Genomic DNA, 17,138 nt, shown 5'->3' on the forward strand with positions numbered 1-17,138 from the left:
CTATTTTTGTCTTATTCGCGCATCCAACCGCTTAAAGTAGGTTGCCAATCAACTAATTCTTCTTGCTTAAACCAAAGCCCTATTTCCCGCTGCGCCGTTTCTACAGCATCAGAACCGTGAATGAGATTGCGACCGATATTTACGCCGAAATCGCCTCTAATAGTACCTGGTTCGGCAGAAAGAGGATTAGTAGCACCAATCATTTTCCGAGCCGCAGCGACGACTCCATCGCCTTCCCAGACCATAGCTGTAACTGGACCAGAAGTAATAAATTCTACAAGTCCGTTAAAAAAGGGTTTTTCTTTGTGAACATCGTAATGTTGCTCGGCAAGTTCGCGGCTAACTTTCATGAATTTTAAGCCAACCAAAGTAAAACCTTTAGTTTCAAAGCGGCAGATAATTTCGCCGATGAGTTGACGTTGTACGCCGTCAGGCTTGATTGCAAGAAATGTCCTCTCCAAAACTATCTCCCTAAAATCTACGAAATTAGTACAAAAATCAGATTAGCTTACAAAGTCTCCTATAAGATGAGATGGTCTGGGAATAGATTTGTTAGACTGGCTATTCGTCAGGTGCTAATGGAGGTTTAGTAGAAAATGGGTTTAGAGTCAACCGCCACGTCAGCAATTGAAAAAAAATCCGCCCCAGAAACAGGCGAAGATAAAAATGGCAAACTAGCTCGCAAACAAAAAACGTCGGTGGCGCTAGTTAAAACTGAGCCTTCGTCCCAGTGGAAAATAGAAGATAGCGAAGACCTCTATAGGATAGAAGGTTGGGGAGAACCATACTTCTCAATTAATGCCGCAGGTCATATCACTGTATCTCCTAAAGGCGATCGCGGTGGCTCTTTAGATTTATTTGAATTAGTAAATGCCCTCAAACAGCGCAATTTGGGTTTACCAATGCTGTTGCGCTTTTCGGACATTTTGGAAGATCGGATCGAACGCTTAAATGCTTGTTTTGCCAAAGCGATCGCTCGTTATAACTATTCTGGTGTTTACCGAGGCGTTTTTCCGGTCAAATGCAACCAGCAACGTCACTTAATTGAGGATTTGGTGCGCTTTGGCAAACCGCACCAATTTGGCTTAGAAGCTGGTTCTAAACCAGAATTGATGATTGCTTTAGCTCTTTTAGATACGCCAGGAGCGCTGTTAATTTGTAATGGTTATAAAGACCGAGAATACATTGAAACGGCGATGCTGTCCCAAAGATTGGGACAAACGGCAATTATTGTTCTCGAACAAATTGAGGAAGTCGATTTAGTGATTGCTGCTAGCCGTCAATTGGGCATTAAACCGATTTTAGGCGTACGGGCTAAGTTAAGTACGCAAGGAATGGGGCGCTGGGGTACATCCAGCGGCGACAGGGCTAAGTTTGGGTTAACTATTCCCGAAATTATCCAAGCTGTAGAACAATTAAAAGCGGCTGATTTGCTAGATTCTTTGCAGTTGTTGCACTTCCATATTGGTTCGCAAATTTCGGCAATTAACGTCGTTAAAGATGCAATTCGCGAAGCTAGTCAGATTTATGTAGAATTAGCGTCTTTGGGCGCTGATATGAAATATTTAGATGTTGGCGGCGGCTTGGGCGTAGATTATGACGGTTCGCAAACTAATTTTTACGCCTCGAAAAATTACAATATGCAAAACTACGCCAATGATATTGTGGCGGAGTTGAAAGATACTTGTGCCGAACGGCAGTTACCCGTACCAACATTGATTAGCGAAAGTGGTAGAGCGATCGCTTCCCACCAATCAGTGCTAATTTTTGATGTTCTTAGCACCTGCGATGCACCATCAGGGCAACCAGAACCACCCCAAGAAGGCGAACCACCGATTATTTGGAATCTATGGGAAACTTATCAATCGATTAACGTTGAGAATTTTCAAGAGGCTTATCACGATGTTGCTCAATTTAAAGAAGAAGCCATTAGTCGGTTTAACTTAGGCATTTTGCGCCTAACTGAACGTGCTAGGGTAGAGCGCATTTACTGGGCTTGTTGCGAGAAGATTTTGGCAATTACCAGACAGCAAGATTACGTTCCTGACGATTTGGAAGAATTGGAAAAAATTATGGCTTCCATCTATTACGTCAATCTGTCTGTGTTTCAATCAGCGCCAGATTGTTGGGCAATAGATCAGCTATTTCCGATTATGCCGATTCACAGGTTAGGTGAAGAACCGACGCGGCGAGGCATTTTAGCCGATCTAACTTGCGACAGCGATGGCAAAATCGATCGCTTTATCGATCTGCGCGATGTCAAATCTGTTTTGGAGTTGCATTCATATCAATCAGGAGAGCCTTATTACTTGGGAATGTTCCTCAGCGGTGCTTACCAAGAAATTATGGGCAATTTGCATAATTTATTTGGCGATACTAATGCCATTCACATTCAGTTAACGCCCAAAGGCTACCAAATCGAACACGTAGTCAAAGGGGACACGATGACAGAAGTTGTGGGCTACGTACAATATGATGCCGAGGATTTAGTAGAAAGCATCCGCCAGCGTACCGAACAAGCTTTGCAAGAAAAGCGCATTACCTTAGCAGAATCGCAAAGGCTATTGCAAACTTACGAACAAAGTCTCAGTCGGTACACATATCTTAATCAGTGACCAGTAACCAGTGACCAGTTACCAGTTAAGAAATAGTAATTAGTGGCTGTTAATTAACAGTATTTTGCTACTTCTCTTTTACCTGGTCACTGGTCACTGCATAACTGGTCACTGTTCTAGTGGCTGTCTAATAATTCTGCGATCGCTTGTCTTTCCACTGCCGGATGCGAAGGTGGTGCTTGCCTTGTGTCGGTAATTAGCCAGTCTAATGCTGCTTCTTGAACGTCAATAGTAGCGCCATTTTTGTCTACGCAATAACGCCCGAAAACTAGCTTATCTACTAAGCGAACGCCAGGACCGAGACGCGAATACTCAAAGATTACGCTATTTTCTACCATAGCGCCCCCACATACCCAACAGTTAGGACCGATCATGGTTGGTCCGACTATTTTAGCTCCATCTTCAATCCGCGTCATGCCGCCGATGTAAACTGGTCCTGTAATGTCTACTTTGTCCCAGTTTACGGCAACGTTTAAGCCTGTATAAATACCTTCTTTGACCTGATGACCGGGGATTTGGACGTTCTTAATGTTACCTAGTAGCACGTCCTGAATCGCTTGCCAATAGTCAGGGACTTTACCGATATCTACCCATTGGAAATCCATTGGGATGCCATAGAAGGGTGCGGAGATTTCTACTAATTTGGGAAATAGTTGGCTGCCGATATCGTACTCTTGACCGGAAGGAACATAATCTAAAACTTCTGGCTCAAAAATATAAATTCCTGTATTGATGTTGTTACTTAAAGCTTCTTCTACTGATGGTTTTTCTTGGAAAGCTTTGATTCTACCGTCTTCGTCAGTGACAACTACGCCGTAGCTAGAAACTTCTTCTTTAGGTACGGACTTCATAACTACTGTGGCAATTGAACCTTTGGCTTTGTGCCACTTCACCGCCGCAGTTAAATCTAAGTCAATTAAAGCATCGCCGCACAATACGACAAAAGTATCGTCAAAAAATGGCGAGAAGTCTTGAATCCGCCGCATTCCGCCAGCAGAACCGATCGCCTCTCCCACTAATTCGCCATCTTCGATTCGCCCCTCAAATGAGTAAGCGATTTCTACTCCAAACCGCTGTCCATCCCGAAAATAATTTTCTATTTCGTTAGCTAAGTGGCTAACGTTGACCATGATTTGGTCGAAACCATGCTGACGTAGTAGTTCTAGCAAAAACTCCATTACTGGTTTTTGCAAGATTTGAATCATCGGTTTGGGCGTTACATAGGTAATAGGACGCACGCGAGTACCTTTACCAGCCGCTAGAATCATGGCTTTCATAAAGATTCACTCCTCGGTATTAATGCCATTTCACTTTAGTTATTTAATATTGCCATCATCCTTTGGTTCCAGCTTGGAAGCTTCACGAGCAAAGATTCATAGCTAGAATAAGTTGCCAGTCCTAATCGAGATGGCATTGTTTAGGAAGTTATTTACCTGTTTATTAATTTACTCGGATTTCGTGCCTTTATTAAATATTGACAATTTAGCTGGCATCTTGAAGTTCGCCAATCGCCGACTCCTCCAAAGTACGAATTTTGAGTTCTTGGTAAAATTCTTCTTGGGACAACTCCACTTTAGACTGAGCCGATAGTAACAGCAAAGCCCAAAATACGCCAACACGATCGCCTTGTATTGGGTGCGGGGTTGCTAAGTCTGCTGGTTGCTTGTGGATAGTATGGCTAGGCATAGCGTGCGACCATAATTCTACTAATTGTTCGAGGTTGAGCCATGTTTGTTGTTGTTCTCGCCGCCCTTGAGCATAACTGCTGAGAAATTGAGCTAATTTTCCAGCAACTTCGGTTAAATTTTCTTGGTGGGCAAGCTCTAAGGTAGTGCGGGTAATTTGAGCGCGAGAAACTGGACGCAGCGATCGCTTGGCAGTTGGGCGATCGCCATGCTCGCTAGCTTGAATTTGAGTTGCCATCAAGCGCAACTGGTCAATAAGTTCTTGCAAGGTTACTGCCCGTTTTTGAGGTGGCAAAGCTGCAGGGCGACGGCGCAGTTGTTGTTCTAGATGCAATCTAGGTTTCATGCCTATGCTGCCCTGCTCTAATAGGGCTAATTCGTCTTCAACTGGTTCTTGGGGGTTTAATTCTAAATTGCTTAAAGTATTAGCTTTGAATAAAACCAGCATAGAAGCTAATAAAAAAGCTTGCCCTGATTGGGATAAATCAGCTTCGTAAGCTGAGGCTGTGGTTTGGCGATCGGCAAATAGCTTGACTAGATAGCGATCGAACACTTCAATTACTTGTACGTCCCAGGGATCGATTTCTCCTTTTTGGGCAAGGTCAATTAATAATGCAATACTCTCAAACAGTTTGGCAGCATCCATTTTCTTTCTCCATTGAACGCTCGATTATCGACTTCGTTTTCTAGGGTGATTCGTCGACCGCCATTGGCATAACTCGATCGACTTTTTGAGCGCGAACGGCATCAATTGTGCCTTTAATCGTGCCTGCAATCGGCACTGCTACAAGAGCGCCTAAAAGACCAGCAATTTCTGCTCCCATTAATAAAGCAATAAAAATCCAGATGGGATTAAGTCCAGTAAAATTACCCATTAATCTAGGAGCTAAAATATTATCTTTGAACTGTTGCACAACCACAGCCAAAATTGCCACTTGAATCGCCAACCACCAGTTTTGGAATAAAACTAAAATTGTAACTGTACCTATACCTAAAGTTGCGCCAATAAAGGGGATTAGTTCGGCAACGCCAATCAGCAGCCCAAATAGTAGGGCAAAAGGTAGCTTGAGGACTAAGAATATAGGAGTCAAGGTGACAAACATAAATAGCCCTAGCATGAGTTGAGTGATAAAGAAATTGTGAAAATTTAGCCGTAAAGATGTACTAAGAGCAGGTCCCAACCAAGATGGCAAGAGGTCGATTAACCCGCGCCATAGGCGATCGCCGTACAGCAACATATAAAAAGCCAATACAACTACTAGGACAGTATCAACTAAGCCTGAAAGCGTACCCAATGCAAAGCCAAATGCTTCACCCGCAAAGGTTTGCACTTGGTTTTCTACGCGGACAGTAATCCGATTGCTAAAGCCAGTTAGATCCAGAGGCAAGCGCCTCGCCCTTGCCCATTTGTCCAACCATGCTAGGTTATCTTGGCTCATCTCTAACCAAGCTGGAATCCCCAACAGCAGCCCCCTTAGTTGGTCAAAAATTAACGGCACTAAAGTTAGTCCGAGCAAGACCAATAATGTTATGCCAATCAGCAAAACAATAATCACTGCTTGAGCGCGGCTAATGCCAACTCTTTCAAAAAACTTAACTGGGTAGTTTAATAAAAAAGACAGAATTGCCGACACAGTTAATACTGTAAATAGATGGTCAAAATAGCTGAAAGCCTGAGACAAAACCCAAACGTTTAAAGCAACTATGGGACCGCTCAGACCAATGACAATTAAACGTTGAAATGAGGCTGAACGGCGCATCTTAAGTAACCTGTATAAGTAGCTCCCAAGGAATTTTTCTGCATAAGATGGACATTAGTGTAGCGGCTCTTCGCAAAGATTACACGAAACAAGGATTGAGGGAAACAGATTTATACCCCGATCCGGTGCAACAATTTAAAAAGTGGTTCGAGCAAGCATTAGCAGCGCAACTGCCCGAACCGAATGCGATGACGATCGCCACAGCAACTAAAGATGGCAAACCTACTGCCCGAATGGTGTTGCTTAAAGACTTTGACGATCGCGGTTTTGTGTTTTATACCAACTATGAAAGCCATAAAGGGCAACAATTAACCGAAAATCCGCAAGCGGCTTTGGTTTTTTGGTGGGCGGAACTAGAGCGCCAGGTACGGATTGAAGGACAAGTAACTCAAGTTTCTGCTCAAGAATCTGATGAGTATTTTCACAGTCGTCCGTTCAACAGCCAGTTAGGTGCTTGGGTATCTAACCAAAGTCAAGAAATTGCAAGTTACGAAGTTTTGGAGCAACGTCTAGCTCAATTACAAGCTAAATATGCAGAACAAGTTATTCCGCGTCCTGCTCACTGGGGCGGTTATCGAGTTATTCCTAGAGAAATTGAGTTTTGGCAAGGAAGACCTAGTAGGCTGCACGATCGCTTGCTCTATTTGCAGCAAAGCAATCGCAGTTGGTTAGTTAAGCGCTTATCTCCGTAAGCAAAAATGCGGTCAATATAAATTTGACCGCATTGAAAGTATTAGCTTGCTTGGTTTTGTGGCACAACTGACGGCTTTGATATCGTGCGCGGATCGGGCATGAAATTGTATCTCAGGAAAATGCCGCTAGCAACGATTAAACCTATAACAACAGCACCAATACCTAGCGGATTAGGTAGCCAAAATACTGCTTCTAGATGATTGATTTGACCTGGTTGCAGCTTCCATACCATTTGGCGACGATTTTGAGGATTTTCTGGGGCAATAGAGTTTTCAGCTTTTTCTACGCTGCGACTACCCCAGGGAGTATTGAGCCGAAATTCTAAATCGAACAGCGAACCTGGGCTAACTAGAACGTTGTTGTTATTGGCAATTAGAGACAGCGATCGCAAATCTAAGTCATAACTCAAGCGGTTGCGTAACAGTAGTAAGAGGTTATTTTGCTGTAAATCGAGTTTAGAGTCAATTTTCGGCAATTCTTCAGCAGCGGCTACTGTAGCATTTTGCTGGCTAACGGGGTTGAAAAATTGATTGAACTTTTGTTCTAGTTCAGCCCCATTGTTGAAGGGAATCTTGACTGTAATTTCTTCTGCTGAAATTCGCTTGACTTTGCCTTGCAGTTCCCTAGCGCGTCGTTCGATACTACTTAACCATTGCGTAGCTGATTCGCCGCTAAAACTTGTCAGGCGCTCTCCTAGCTTAATATGCTGGACAATTTCGCCGCGATGGGGACTAGCAAAATTTACGCCTACGTCGTACTGCACGCAACCAGATAACAGCAACGATGCTAGCAGCATTATCCAGGCAAAACGCGATCGCTGCCAAAAATCTCCTACTCCCCGCTTAAATTTTCTGTACACAGCTAACACCTCCAAATAATTTCAGGCTATCCACAACAATCCAATTAGCGTTAAACCGATCGCAATTAAAGATACCCAAATAAAGCGATTGTCTTGAGTATTTACTTGGCTTAAATCTACAAATTCTGGCTGTGGAGGTTGTTTGGGTTTATTATTGCCGCTACCTATACGGACTTGGCTTTCATTATCGGCTATTGCGGCAAGGTCTGGAATTTGGGTCATCCATTCTGTGGGTCTTTTTAGCTGCGGTGCTTGCATAATATACAGCAGCCTTTTACCTTGCTTGCTAGTTTCCGAGTCAGGGTGTTGTTTGAGTTGCTCGCATAGGGCGATCGCTTCTGTTCTTTGTCCGGCGGCTTCATAAGCTGTAACTAGCCAGATTTGGATTTTTCCGCCCAAGCGGGAGTTGCCAGTAGTCAAAGCGCTAGCTTTTTGTAAGCGATCGACAGATTCGCGGTACTGTCCGCGTTCAAAAGCAGCAATTCCAGCTTGATACTCTTTGGTCGCAATTTCTAAACTTTCTGTCACTTTTCCCTAAAATTTAGAACTCATCTTTCCTTGATGTTGCCATTTTCACCGCCAGTTAGGAAATATTCCCCAGACGAGAAGCAGTAAAATCGTGGAACTATTAGAATTTAATTACGACTTTTTTATGGGTGCTTTGCAGATTTCGCGATCGTCAAGTCGCTACGCGACAATTCGCTCATTCGCGCCTTGAACTAAAGTCAGGGGCTTGCACCTCTTGAATTACGAATTACGAATTACGAATTACGAATTATTTAGTCAGGCTTTTCACCCAACGGCACAAATATATGCATACTCAGCGCTGGCAGTTTAACCAAAATAAATGGATTGGTATGAGGACGCTATTTCCTGTAAGTGTAGTTTTAATTGCTGCAACAAGTTTGCCTGCTACCGCTCAAGTAATTAGAACCGAACGGACAGTATTTGGCACAGTTGAGCAAGTTCCTGATAACAGCCAAATTATATACAGCGACCAAGTTTCGGGTTTTCGCTCTGGTTATGTCAATCCTGGATATTATCCAAGTCCAGTAATTAGGAGAAATTTCCCACTCCAACAGCCAGTTATAGTTGCACCACCAAACGGTATTTATCGAGTTCCTGGTGGCAATACAGTTATTTACAAAGACCCATTTCCAGGTTCTCCGTTTGGTTCTGTTAATCCTGGATATTATGCCAATCCTAATTATTACCCGTATCCTACCCCTTTAAATAGAAGAAATCAGCCGCTTTCTAATCCCGTTCTAGTTAATCCGACAATTCGCGACTCAACGTTAATTAATCCTGTAATTATTACTCCTAGAGGAAGGTGGCAGCGGGAAGATAGATTTAGACAACCCGCGCGTTATTAGGGAATTTTTGGCGATCGCTTTATGCTTGAAACTCCGAAGCAACGATCATCGAACCAATGCCGCTGTCAGTAAAAATTTCTAAGAGTAAGGCGTGAGGGATGCGTCCGTCGATAATGTGGGCGGCTTTTACGCCTTGAGCTAGCGATCGCACGCAACAATTTACTTTCGGAATCATCCCGCCACCAACTGCACCAGAAGCTATTAAGTCCCTTGCTTGTTGAATGTCTAATTTGTAAAGCAAGGTTGACGGGTCTTGATAATCTTGCAAAATCCCTGCTGTATCTGTAAGTAAAATTAATTTCTCTGCTCCCAAAGCGGCAGCGATTTCTCCAGCTACAGTATCGGCATTAATGTTGTAAGCTTGCCCTGATTCATCAGCAGCGACGCTAGAAACGACAGGAATATGCCCATCTTTGAGCAGGGATTCCAAAAGACGCACATCCATTGTATTGACTTCGCCCACAAAACCGATGCCTTGGCGACCTTCAGGACGAGCTTTGATCAAATTGCCATCCTTGCCGCACAAACCTACCCCAGAGCCTCCAGCTTTGTTGATTAGCGAGACAAGTTCTTTATTGACCCGCCCCACTAATACCATTTCTACTACGTCCATTGTAGGCGCGTCAGTAACTCGCAGTCCATTTTTAAATTGCGGTTCAATTCCTAGCTTATCTAACCAGCTATTGATTTCAGGACCGCCACCGTGAACGATTACAGGGCGCAATCCCACGCAGGATAAAAAGACTACATCGCGGATGACTTTATCTTTTAAGGTGCTATCTTTCATAGCTGCGCCGCCGTACTTGACAACGACAATTCGACCAGAAAACTGTTGAATGTAGGGTAAGGCTTCGCTTAATACTCGTACGCGAGTAGCTTCGATTTCTTTGATGTATTCGCGATCTTCGATCATAGTTTGGCTGCAAGGTCTTCAATGCAGTTTAGTTTAGTTTGCACTTGCTAAACAATGTCGTTAAGAACATTTTTCAACTGCATTTGCTGCTAAGTGTTGGACGATGATGGGGGATCGGGCTTTAAGACGGTAGGAATTTCGCTAATAATCCGTGCGGCTATTTGAGAAGCTGTTTCATTGGCGCTGACGCTGATATGGAGATCTGCTTGTTTGTAGAGCGATCGCCGCTCTTGTAAGATTAGTTGCAGTTTGGTTAATAGATCGGCATTTTGGAGCAAAGGTCTGGTATTGTCTTCTGCCAAGCGTTGGTATAACACGTCTGTTGGTACGTCTAGCCAAACAATTAAGCCGTGACGCAGGTAACTCCAGTTCTTTTGTTGAGTAACAATTCCTCCACCTGTAGCGATCGCTAAATTTGTGTAGGCACAAACCTCGGCAAGGATTTTGCTTTCTATTTGACGAAATTCTCCTTCACCAACTTCGGCAAATAGTTGATTGATTGATTTTTGCGTAAATTGGGCAATTACTGCGTCCGTGTCTACAAATCTATAGCCTAATTTCCGCGCAATTTCTTGCCCTACGGTGGTTTTGCCCGCACCCATCATGCCGATCAAGTATAAGTTTACTCCTTTTAGTAAGCTGCTCATTGGTTTTTCCTGACTGTGTTTTAGAGGTGGTATGAAGTGCGATCGCTTTTGCTCTGTTAAATAAATATCTTTTCCTTAATCCAATTTTTATATAGAATTTACTGAAACTTTATTAACACCTGCAACGTCAAGCCAAGATGAGTTCAACCCAAATTCGGTTACTCAAACTAGCTAAAGTTTTACAGATTGATTCTGTGATGACATCAGCCTTACAGGGTTAAAGGTATCCGAGCAAGCATCTGCCGGAGTTGACTGTTGGTATTGCACTATCTGGCTTATGAATCTAAGGTTGAAAGGATGGCTTTAATTAGCGATTTGGTACAAAAAACTTTAAAAACTGGTTACTTGACTATCGAGGCGGAGGAACAACTACGCCAGTTGCTCGCGACTAGATGCGATTTGGAAGACTTAAATGCTTTTGTGACTCTACAAGAAGCAGCAATGACTGGTCAAGTTAAGCAAGAATCCCGCGAGCAGTGGCAAAGCGTGCGGGAAAATCTTTTTCCATCCAATTCTGCTTGGTGCTACGTGAGTGTCGAGCAGTGTTGAGTTAGGCAAGGTTGAGGAAGATTATCGATAGGAAATAGTTATCTGCCTTTCGTTGGTGCATCATCTTCATCTTCAAACTCATCATCGTCAAAGCCCCAATCTTCCTCTTCTTGTTCTTGAACTTTTTCTGGCTCTCGATATGGTGGGGTCAAAACTCGATAGTCAGCATCATATACCGATTCAGTCCTACCAACTCCAGAATCGCTGGGTTCTCGGTAGTTATAGGAATAAACTGAGCCTGTTTGATAGCCGCTTTTGGGTTCGCTGCTTTTTTCATAGTTTCTTGAGTCTTGAACGCGATCTTGAGGAGGAGATTGTTTATCGTCTTCCTCAAAATCCCAGTCCTCATTACTGCTTTCCTGCCAATCATCGATCGCGGGATCTGAAGGCGGAGGGGAGGTTTTGGGTGGTACAGTGCTTGTTGCAGTGTAAGACGCTTGTTTGGGCGGGGATTGAGTACGAGGCGGTGGTTGGACTTGGCGCTGGCTGCTAGATTTGGGTTGACTAAAGAAATTGGTTAGTTGCAACAAGCTAGCGATCGCCAAAGATGTACTAGCACCTGCGGCTAAACTAAATAAAATCCAAACTGCTAATGGTAGCGCTGGAGTTGTCACGCCTAAAAATACTAAAGGTAGGACTGGCGACCAGTTTTGCACTAACAACAGCGTTAGTCCTCCTAGTATTACCAATAACAGAATGATACGCATAAAAGTTTCAACAATTTAGGCAACAAATAAAAACCAACCCAAAACTCAAAACTCAAAACTCAAAATTCAAAACTATCTTTAACTTCCTTGCCACCGCTCAATGGGAATGCAGTCAATATCTAACTGATCTAGAGTCCGAGCCACTACGAAATCTACCAAATCGTTAATCGTTTGCGGATGATGATACCAAGCCGGAATAGCAGGGACTATTTTAGCTCCTGCTTCTGCTAGCGTCGTCAAATTGCGTAGATGAATCAAGCTAAAAGGAGTTTCGCGAGGCACGACAATTAATTTACGTCCTTCTTTTAGTTGTACATCAGCGGCGCGTTCTAGGAGATCGGAACTTAAGCCCGCAGCTATTTTAGCTACTGTACTCATGCTACACGGCATGACAATCATGCCCAAAGTGCGAAAAGAACCAGAAGCAATATTCGCGCCTACATCTCCCCAAGAATGGCAGTAGAGTTTGCCCGATCGCTCTACACCTGCTTGCTGTCGCCAAAATTGCTCTTGAGCCAGCGGTTCTACAGGCATTCTGATATTTTGTTCTGACTGCCAAACCATGTAGGTAGATTTGGAGGCTACAAGTTCAATACTGTAATCTGCTTCGAGCAAAAATTTGAGTGCGCGTACGGCGTATATCAAACCGGACGCGCCAGAAACGCCGAGAATTAATGGTATTGATGTTGACTGGTTAGACACGCGGCGCTTTATTCCTCATCATCGGTATATGGATCTAGATCGTCTTCAAGGTCCAATTCGTCACCGTTGTCAAGAGAAACATTGAGATCCGCGTCGCGATCGCTAGTTTGCTTTTCGCTCGATACTGTAACTAAATCGATTTGCTGGCGATAGTAGTCAACGCTTTTTACTTGGACTTCAACGCGATCGCCGAGTCGATAAGAAGCGCGATTTTTGCGTCCGAACAGCGCTTGCAATCTGGCTCGATACTCGTACCAATCATCTTTGAGCGAACTGACGTGAACGAGTCCCTCTACTTGTAATTGTCTGCCATCTTCGGCTTGAACGGCAATTTCGACAAAAAAGCCGTAAGACTGTACGCCAGTAATTAGTCCTTGAAACACGTCGCCCGTACGCTGTTTCATTAATTGTGCTTTTTGCAGCCCCATTAAATCATCTTCAGCATCTTGGACTTCTTTTTCGCGATCGTTCAAGGGTAAGATTACCCGCGCTAAGTCGGCTTCTAGTTCTTGCTGCAGTTCAGTCGGTAGTACGTTCCAAGTAATATTGCCAACAGCAGAACTATGGCGGAGGTTGACGCTTTCTTTGGCGCGAGTGTTGCGGCGATCGCGTCCTTGGCTAAATACTGCGTGTAATACTCGTTGAATCAGCAGATCGGCATAGCGCCGTAAAGGAAACGTACAGCGAGTATAACCCTGCTCTAGAGCTAGTCCAAAGTGCGGTTGGGCAGTAGTGCTGTAGGTAGCATTTTTTAGAGTCGCTTGCAGTAAATAAGTTAATACTTGCTCTGATGGCGACTCGGCAAACTGGGTAGTAAAGCTTTGAAAGTCGCTAGGAAGAACTCGATCTTTTTGATTTAGTGTTAGTTCTACTCCTAAGTTACCTGCTAGCTTGATTGTTTCTTCGACATCTTCAGCTTCAGGAGCAGATTGTCCGCGATAAATTGCTGGAACGCCTAAAATTTGTAAGTGATTGGCAACTACTTGATTTGCTAGCAAAATTAGCTCTGTTAGCATCAAAGGGATAACAGGGGACTTTTGCTCGTTTTCTTGGTCGGATGTAACTACTACTGCTCCTAGCACTCCTTCATCTTGATAAAAATAAGGACGAGGTGGCAATTTAAGTTCAAAGCTACCCCTAGTTAGGCGTTGTTGTCTAATTGCTCTACTTAGGGCGAGAATTTGTTCTAATTTGTCCGATTCTGGGGTTGATTCTAGATCGCCATCAAGAATTTCCTCTGCTTGTTGCTCTGTGAGTTGGCGATCTACTTGAATGACGCTAGGTTGAATTTCATACTCTACTAAGCTGCCAGTATTGGCATCAATAGTAAGCATTACTGATATACAACGGCGATCGCTTTGCGGCAGCAAGGCGCAGCGCTCTATGACTCCTTCTGGTAGCATAGGCAAAACTGTTTTGCCTAAATAAACTGCACTACCGCGTTTTAAGCATTCTCGATCTAATGCTACAAGTTCTGGTGTAACGTGATGGGCAACATCGGCGATATGAATGCCTAACTGCCAGTTGTCGCTATCAGTTTTTTCGATTGTAAAAGCATTCTCAATTAAATTTGCTGCTCCTTCGCCTTGCTGTCCATCGCCTGTAATTGTCAGTGTTAGTAGCGATCGCAAATCGAGGCGCTGTTTTAGTTCATTTTTACTAATCTCCCCAGATATTGTTTCTCCTGCTTGCTGAACGTTTGGGGAAAATAGTTTTGCTAAATCGTGCTTGCAGCATACTAAGTCGATATCAGCGGCAGTTTCCGCATCGCTACCGAGGATTTGCACGACTTTGCCAATAGGGGGAAATTGTGCCAAGGGATAGCGCTGAATTTCTACATGAACGAGGTGATCGATTGCTGCTGCTAAGTCTTGTTCGCTAGGCTGCAATTCTATTTCAAATAACAGGCGATCGTCTAAAGGTACTGCCCTAAGTCCGCCATTATTTGTCTGTTTGATCCGCGCTAGCAAACTGTGGTTGGAGCGCTCGACGATTAGCTTTACTTCTCCTTCTGGGCTACGCCTGCGGCTGCCTTCTCTGGTCATTTTGACTAATACGCGATCGCCATTCCATCCCGTACTGAGATGGCTTTCCTTGATGTATATATCTTCTGAGCCTTCTTCTTCTTGAATGGCAAAACAAAAACCTTTGCTCGAACAACGCAGTTTTGCCTCAATTAAATCTTCTTCGTACAATCGCCGATATTTGCCGAGATGTTTGGATAAGATCCCAACTTTTTCCAGTACATCTAAAACTATGTGCAGTTTATTAATACTTTGCTCGTCTTGACAATCGAGCTTTTTTTCTAAAACCTTGGCTGCAACTAATTTGTCCTCTGTAAAATTTGCTAGTAGTGTAGCGATTGAAAATTCCATGTAGCGAACCGCCCTTTAGTCAAAAAACCTATTTTTTGTGATTTCTTTATCTAGTTCTTTCCTCGTGATGCCGATTCTTGAGCGATTGCTAGTGTAGTTTATTTCAGCTTGGGCGCTGCGCGATAACCTGAGTATGACTAGCAATACTTGAGAACCATCTAGCATTGAATAATAGCGATCTCCATCTTTGCAGCTTGCTTTGTTCTGCAATCAGATTTTTGGCGATCGCTTGCAACCAATAATTATGCACTTCATTAGGAGCGACGTGCGAACTATCAGTGCAATACATGAATTAGATTGCAGATACATTCTAAGTTACAGCAAGTTTTACTCTCTTGTCGTGTATTTGCTTGTTTTAGAAATTGCTGCTCTTTGGGCGCTCTCTCCACTATTTATTTAAGCTAGATAGCTTTTGAGGGTGAACTATCATTTTCATATTTTAAGTCCGAGCGGACTTCTAGGAAACTGGTGCTAAGGGCGATCGCCAACTAAGATCGAGATGAAGTTACTAATTTAAGGCGCGAATCCTAAATTTGCACTTCATATTTTGCTAATTTTTATTGTCCTTTGCTGTTTTTCGTTATGTTGGCTCAATTTCAAGCAAGTTACCCTACAGGCTGTCTCTTAGCTGAGTTATTGACTATTTATCAAGGTAAATTTATTGTGCGGGCATCAATTCAAATTGAAGGAGTGGTCCGCGCTACAGGTATGGCGACTTCTGAAACTCTGGAACTAGCAGAAGATCGAGCTAGAGAAAGGGCGCTAACAGTGCTTTTAAGTGCGCCAACTCCTGCACAAGAAGCGTCAGAAGTACCGCCAACGCCGCCTGTAGTACATATAGCGGATGTAGAAGAAGTAAGCACTTTTAGCGATCGCCGTGTTGAAAATGTAACAGAAGAAAGCAGTTTTAGCAATCGCACTGCTATTGAACCAGATTTTTTGACTCCAACTACACCTGAGCTAGAAATTGAGCCACCTGCATCTACTTTTACAGACTACCCAGAATTTGCGCCAACTAATACAGGCGATCTTTTGTCCTTAACCTCACCTGAACCAGATTTTACAAGTAATTCTGTTACTTCATTTAGCAACGTCAAGCCTTTTGTACCGCGTTCTGCTAGAGAAGAAATTCCCGAACCGATAGACTTTACAGAAGTTAAGACTAAACCTGTAATTAGCGAACCGATAGACTTTGCAGAAGTTAAGACTAAACCTGTAATTAGCGAACCGATAGACTTATCAGATACTATGGCGGCGATCGAAACCACGCTGAAAACCTTGCGGTGGACTGCCGAACAACAACGTAAGTATTTAAAGCGAAATTACAGCCAGGAATCGCGCGATACTCTAACTCCCGAACAATTATTTGAATTTTTGGGTTACTTGGAATTGTTTGCTCAAACCAGTAAAGAACTTGAGCGTTTAGGGTGGGACAATAACCAAGGCAAAGAATACCTCATGCAAACATACAGCAAGGCATCGCGCCAATATTTGACCTATCAAGAATTAGCAGAATTTTTGCAACATCTACAAGCCCAGCCAACTCCTCGTTAGCTGCAAGGGCAATAAGTATATTGCCCTTGTATAGTTTTTAACCTACAACTGCCATCGGTCGGCTACCTGCGGCATGACGATTAATCACTTGATCGATTAAACCGTAGTCTTTAGCTTCGTTAGGAGACATAAAAAAGTCTCGCTCTGTGTCTTGCTCGATTCGCTCTAAAGGTTGACCTGTATGGTTAGCTAAATGCTCGTTGAGCTTTCTTTTGTGATAAAGAATTTCTCTTGCTTGAATTTCGATATCTGTAGCTTGCCCTTGCGCTCCTCCTAATGGTTGGTGAATCATAATCCGAGAGTTGGGCAAACTCATGCGCTTGCCTTTAGTTCCCGCACTGAGGAGAAAAGCGCCCATACTAGCCGCTAGTCCCGTACAAATCGTACAAACATCGGGGCGGATATGCTTCATCGTGTCAAAAATGCCCATACCAGCAGTTACCGAACCACCAGGGGAATTGATATATATGTAAATATCTTTTTCTGCGTCTTCGGCATCTAGAAACAGCATTTGAGCAACTATAAGGTTAGCTAAATTAGCATCGATTTGTTGCCCCAAAAATATAATTCTTTCCCGCAGCAGCCGAGAATAAATATCAAAAGCGCGTTCGCCGCGACCAGATTGCTCGATAACGATAGGAATCATGCGATGACCTTCTTAATTCTTCATATTCTTTCTTAATTCTAGCGATGAGCGCCGTTCTAA

Annotated in this window: 18 protein-coding genes; 5 read left to right on the forward strand and 13 right to left on the reverse strand. The window is 43.5% G+C overall.

The features are described from left to right. Positions 1-11: 11 nt before the first annotated feature. Positions 12-461 (reverse strand): nucleoside-diphosphate kinase, encoded by a 450-nt coding sequence (gene ndk, locus UH38_RS10760; RefSeq protein WP_045054655.1) that lies wholly within the window; start codon positions 459-461, stop codon positions 12-14. 135 nt (positions 462-596) lie between these two features. Between ndk and speA the strand changes: the two genes are divergently transcribed. Continuing rightward, positions 597-2,615: a biosynthetic arginine decarboxylase gene (speA, locus tag UH38_RS10765; RefSeq protein ID WP_045054656.1), complete on the forward strand. Its 2,019-nt coding sequence runs from the start codon at positions 597-599 to the stop codon at positions 2,613-2,615. Between the two features lie 116 nt (positions 2,616-2,731). Here the strand turns inward: speA and UH38_RS10770 are convergent, their stop codons facing one another. The 3 genes from UH38_RS10770 to UH38_RS10780 form a co-directional block, all read right to left on the reverse strand. After that, complete coding sequence (locus UH38_RS10770; RefSeq protein WP_045054657.1) at positions 2,732-3,892, reverse strand: sugar phosphate nucleotidyltransferase; 1,161 nt, start codon at positions 3,890-3,892, stop codon at positions 2,732-2,734. A 205-nt stretch (positions 3,893-4,097) separates the two neighbouring features. After that, entirely contained in the window at positions 4,098-4,946 is an 849-nt protein-coding gene (locus UH38_RS10775; RefSeq protein WP_045054658.1) for a segregation/condensation protein A, read from the reverse strand. Positions 4,947-4,986: 40 nt separating this feature from the next. Next, positions 4,987-6,060: an AI-2E family transporter gene (locus tag UH38_RS10780; RefSeq protein ID WP_045054659.1), complete on the reverse strand. Its 1,074-nt coding sequence runs from the start codon at positions 6,058-6,060 to the stop codon at positions 4,987-4,989. A gap of 47 nt (positions 6,061-6,107) precedes the next feature. Here UH38_RS10780 and pdxH point away from each other — a divergent pair, with 47 nt between their 5' ends. Then, a complete protein-coding gene (gene pdxH, locus UH38_RS10785; protein ID WP_045054660.1) occupies positions 6,108-6,752 on the forward strand; it encodes a pyridoxamine 5'-phosphate oxidase in 645 nt (214 codons plus the stop codon). A 41-nt stretch (positions 6,753-6,793) separates the two neighbouring features. Here pdxH and UH38_RS10790 read toward each other — a convergent pair whose 3' ends face one another. Continuing rightward, positions 6,794-7,612: a DUF3153 domain-containing protein gene (locus UH38_RS10790; RefSeq protein WP_045054661.1), complete on the reverse strand. Its 819-nt coding sequence runs from the start codon at positions 7,610-7,612 to the stop codon at positions 6,794-6,796. A 21-nt stretch (positions 7,613-7,633) separates the two neighbouring features. Beyond that, a complete protein-coding gene (locus tag UH38_RS10795) occupies positions 7,634-8,140 on the reverse strand; it encodes a tetratricopeptide repeat protein (protein ID WP_045054662.1) in 507 nt (168 codons plus the stop codon). A 284-nt stretch (positions 8,141-8,424) separates the two neighbouring features. Between UH38_RS10795 and UH38_RS10800 the strand changes: the two genes are divergently transcribed. Continuing rightward, positions 8,425-8,985: a hypothetical protein gene (locus UH38_RS10800; RefSeq protein WP_045054663.1), complete on the forward strand. Its 561-nt coding sequence runs from the start codon at positions 8,425-8,427 to the stop codon at positions 8,983-8,985. 19 nt (positions 8,986-9,004) lie between these two features. Here UH38_RS10800 and argB read toward each other — a convergent pair whose 3' ends face one another. Together argB and UH38_RS10810 are read right to left on the reverse strand one after the other, a co-directional pair. Next, on the reverse strand, positions 9,005-9,898 hold the full coding sequence (argB, locus tag UH38_RS10805; RefSeq protein WP_045054664.1) for an acetylglutamate kinase: 894 nt from the start codon (positions 9,896-9,898) through the stop codon (positions 9,005-9,007). Between the two features lie 89 nt (positions 9,899-9,987). Then, positions 9,988-10,545: a shikimate kinase gene (locus UH38_RS10810; protein ID WP_045054665.1), complete on the reverse strand. Its 558-nt coding sequence runs from the start codon at positions 10,543-10,545 to the stop codon at positions 9,988-9,990. Between the two features lie 297 nt (positions 10,546-10,842). Here UH38_RS10810 and UH38_RS10815 point away from each other — a divergent pair, with 297 nt between their 5' ends. Further along, a complete protein-coding gene (locus UH38_RS10815; protein WP_045054666.1) occupies positions 10,843-11,094 on the forward strand; it encodes a hypothetical protein in 252 nt (83 codons plus the stop codon). A 38-nt stretch (positions 11,095-11,132) separates the two neighbouring features. On the opposite strand, the gene UH38_RS10820 is transcribed toward UH38_RS10815, so the two are convergent. From UH38_RS10820 to UH38_RS10835, 4 genes are all read right to left on the reverse strand, one after another. Further along, the gene (locus UH38_RS10820; protein ID WP_045054667.1) at positions 11,133-11,801 is read right to left on the reverse strand and encodes a hypothetical protein; all 669 of its coding nucleotides are present in this window, start codon (positions 11,799-11,801) and stop codon (positions 11,133-11,135) included. Positions 11,802-11,879: 78 nt separating this feature from the next. Beyond that, entirely contained in the window at positions 11,880-12,503 is a 624-nt protein-coding gene (locus UH38_RS10825) for a flavin prenyltransferase UbiX (protein ID WP_045054668.1), read from the reverse strand. Positions 12,504-12,511: 8 nt separating this feature from the next. Then, positions 12,512-14,878, reverse strand: coding sequence for a ribonuclease R family protein (locus UH38_RS10830; protein ID WP_045054669.1), 2,367 nt, complete (start codon positions 14,876-14,878; stop codon positions 12,512-12,514). A gap of 103 nt (positions 14,879-14,981) precedes the next feature. Then, positions 14,982-15,167: a hypothetical protein gene (locus tag UH38_RS10835; RefSeq protein ID WP_045054670.1), complete on the reverse strand. Its 186-nt coding sequence runs from the start codon at positions 15,165-15,167 to the stop codon at positions 14,982-14,984. Between the two features lie 293 nt (positions 15,168-15,460). Here UH38_RS10835 and UH38_RS10840 point away from each other — a divergent pair, with 293 nt between their 5' ends. Then, positions 15,461-16,432, forward strand: coding sequence for a hypothetical protein (locus UH38_RS10840; RefSeq protein WP_045054671.1), 972 nt, complete (start codon positions 15,461-15,463; stop codon positions 16,430-16,432). Positions 16,433-16,469: 37 nt separating this feature from the next. Here UH38_RS10840 and clpP read toward each other — a convergent pair whose 3' ends face one another. After that, positions 16,470-17,078, reverse strand: a complete 609-nt coding sequence (clpP, locus tag UH38_RS10845) for an ATP-dependent Clp endopeptidase proteolytic subunit ClpP (RefSeq protein ID WP_045054672.1) — start codon at positions 17,076-17,078, stop codon at positions 16,470-16,472. Positions 17,079-17,138: the final 60 nt, after the last annotated feature.

Origin of the sequence: Aliterella atlantica CENA595 (assembly GCF_000952155.1) — a bacterium.
Classification (GTDB): Bacteria; Cyanobacteriota; Cyanobacteriia; order Cyanobacteriales; family Chroococcidiopsidaceae; genus Aliterella; species Aliterella atlantica.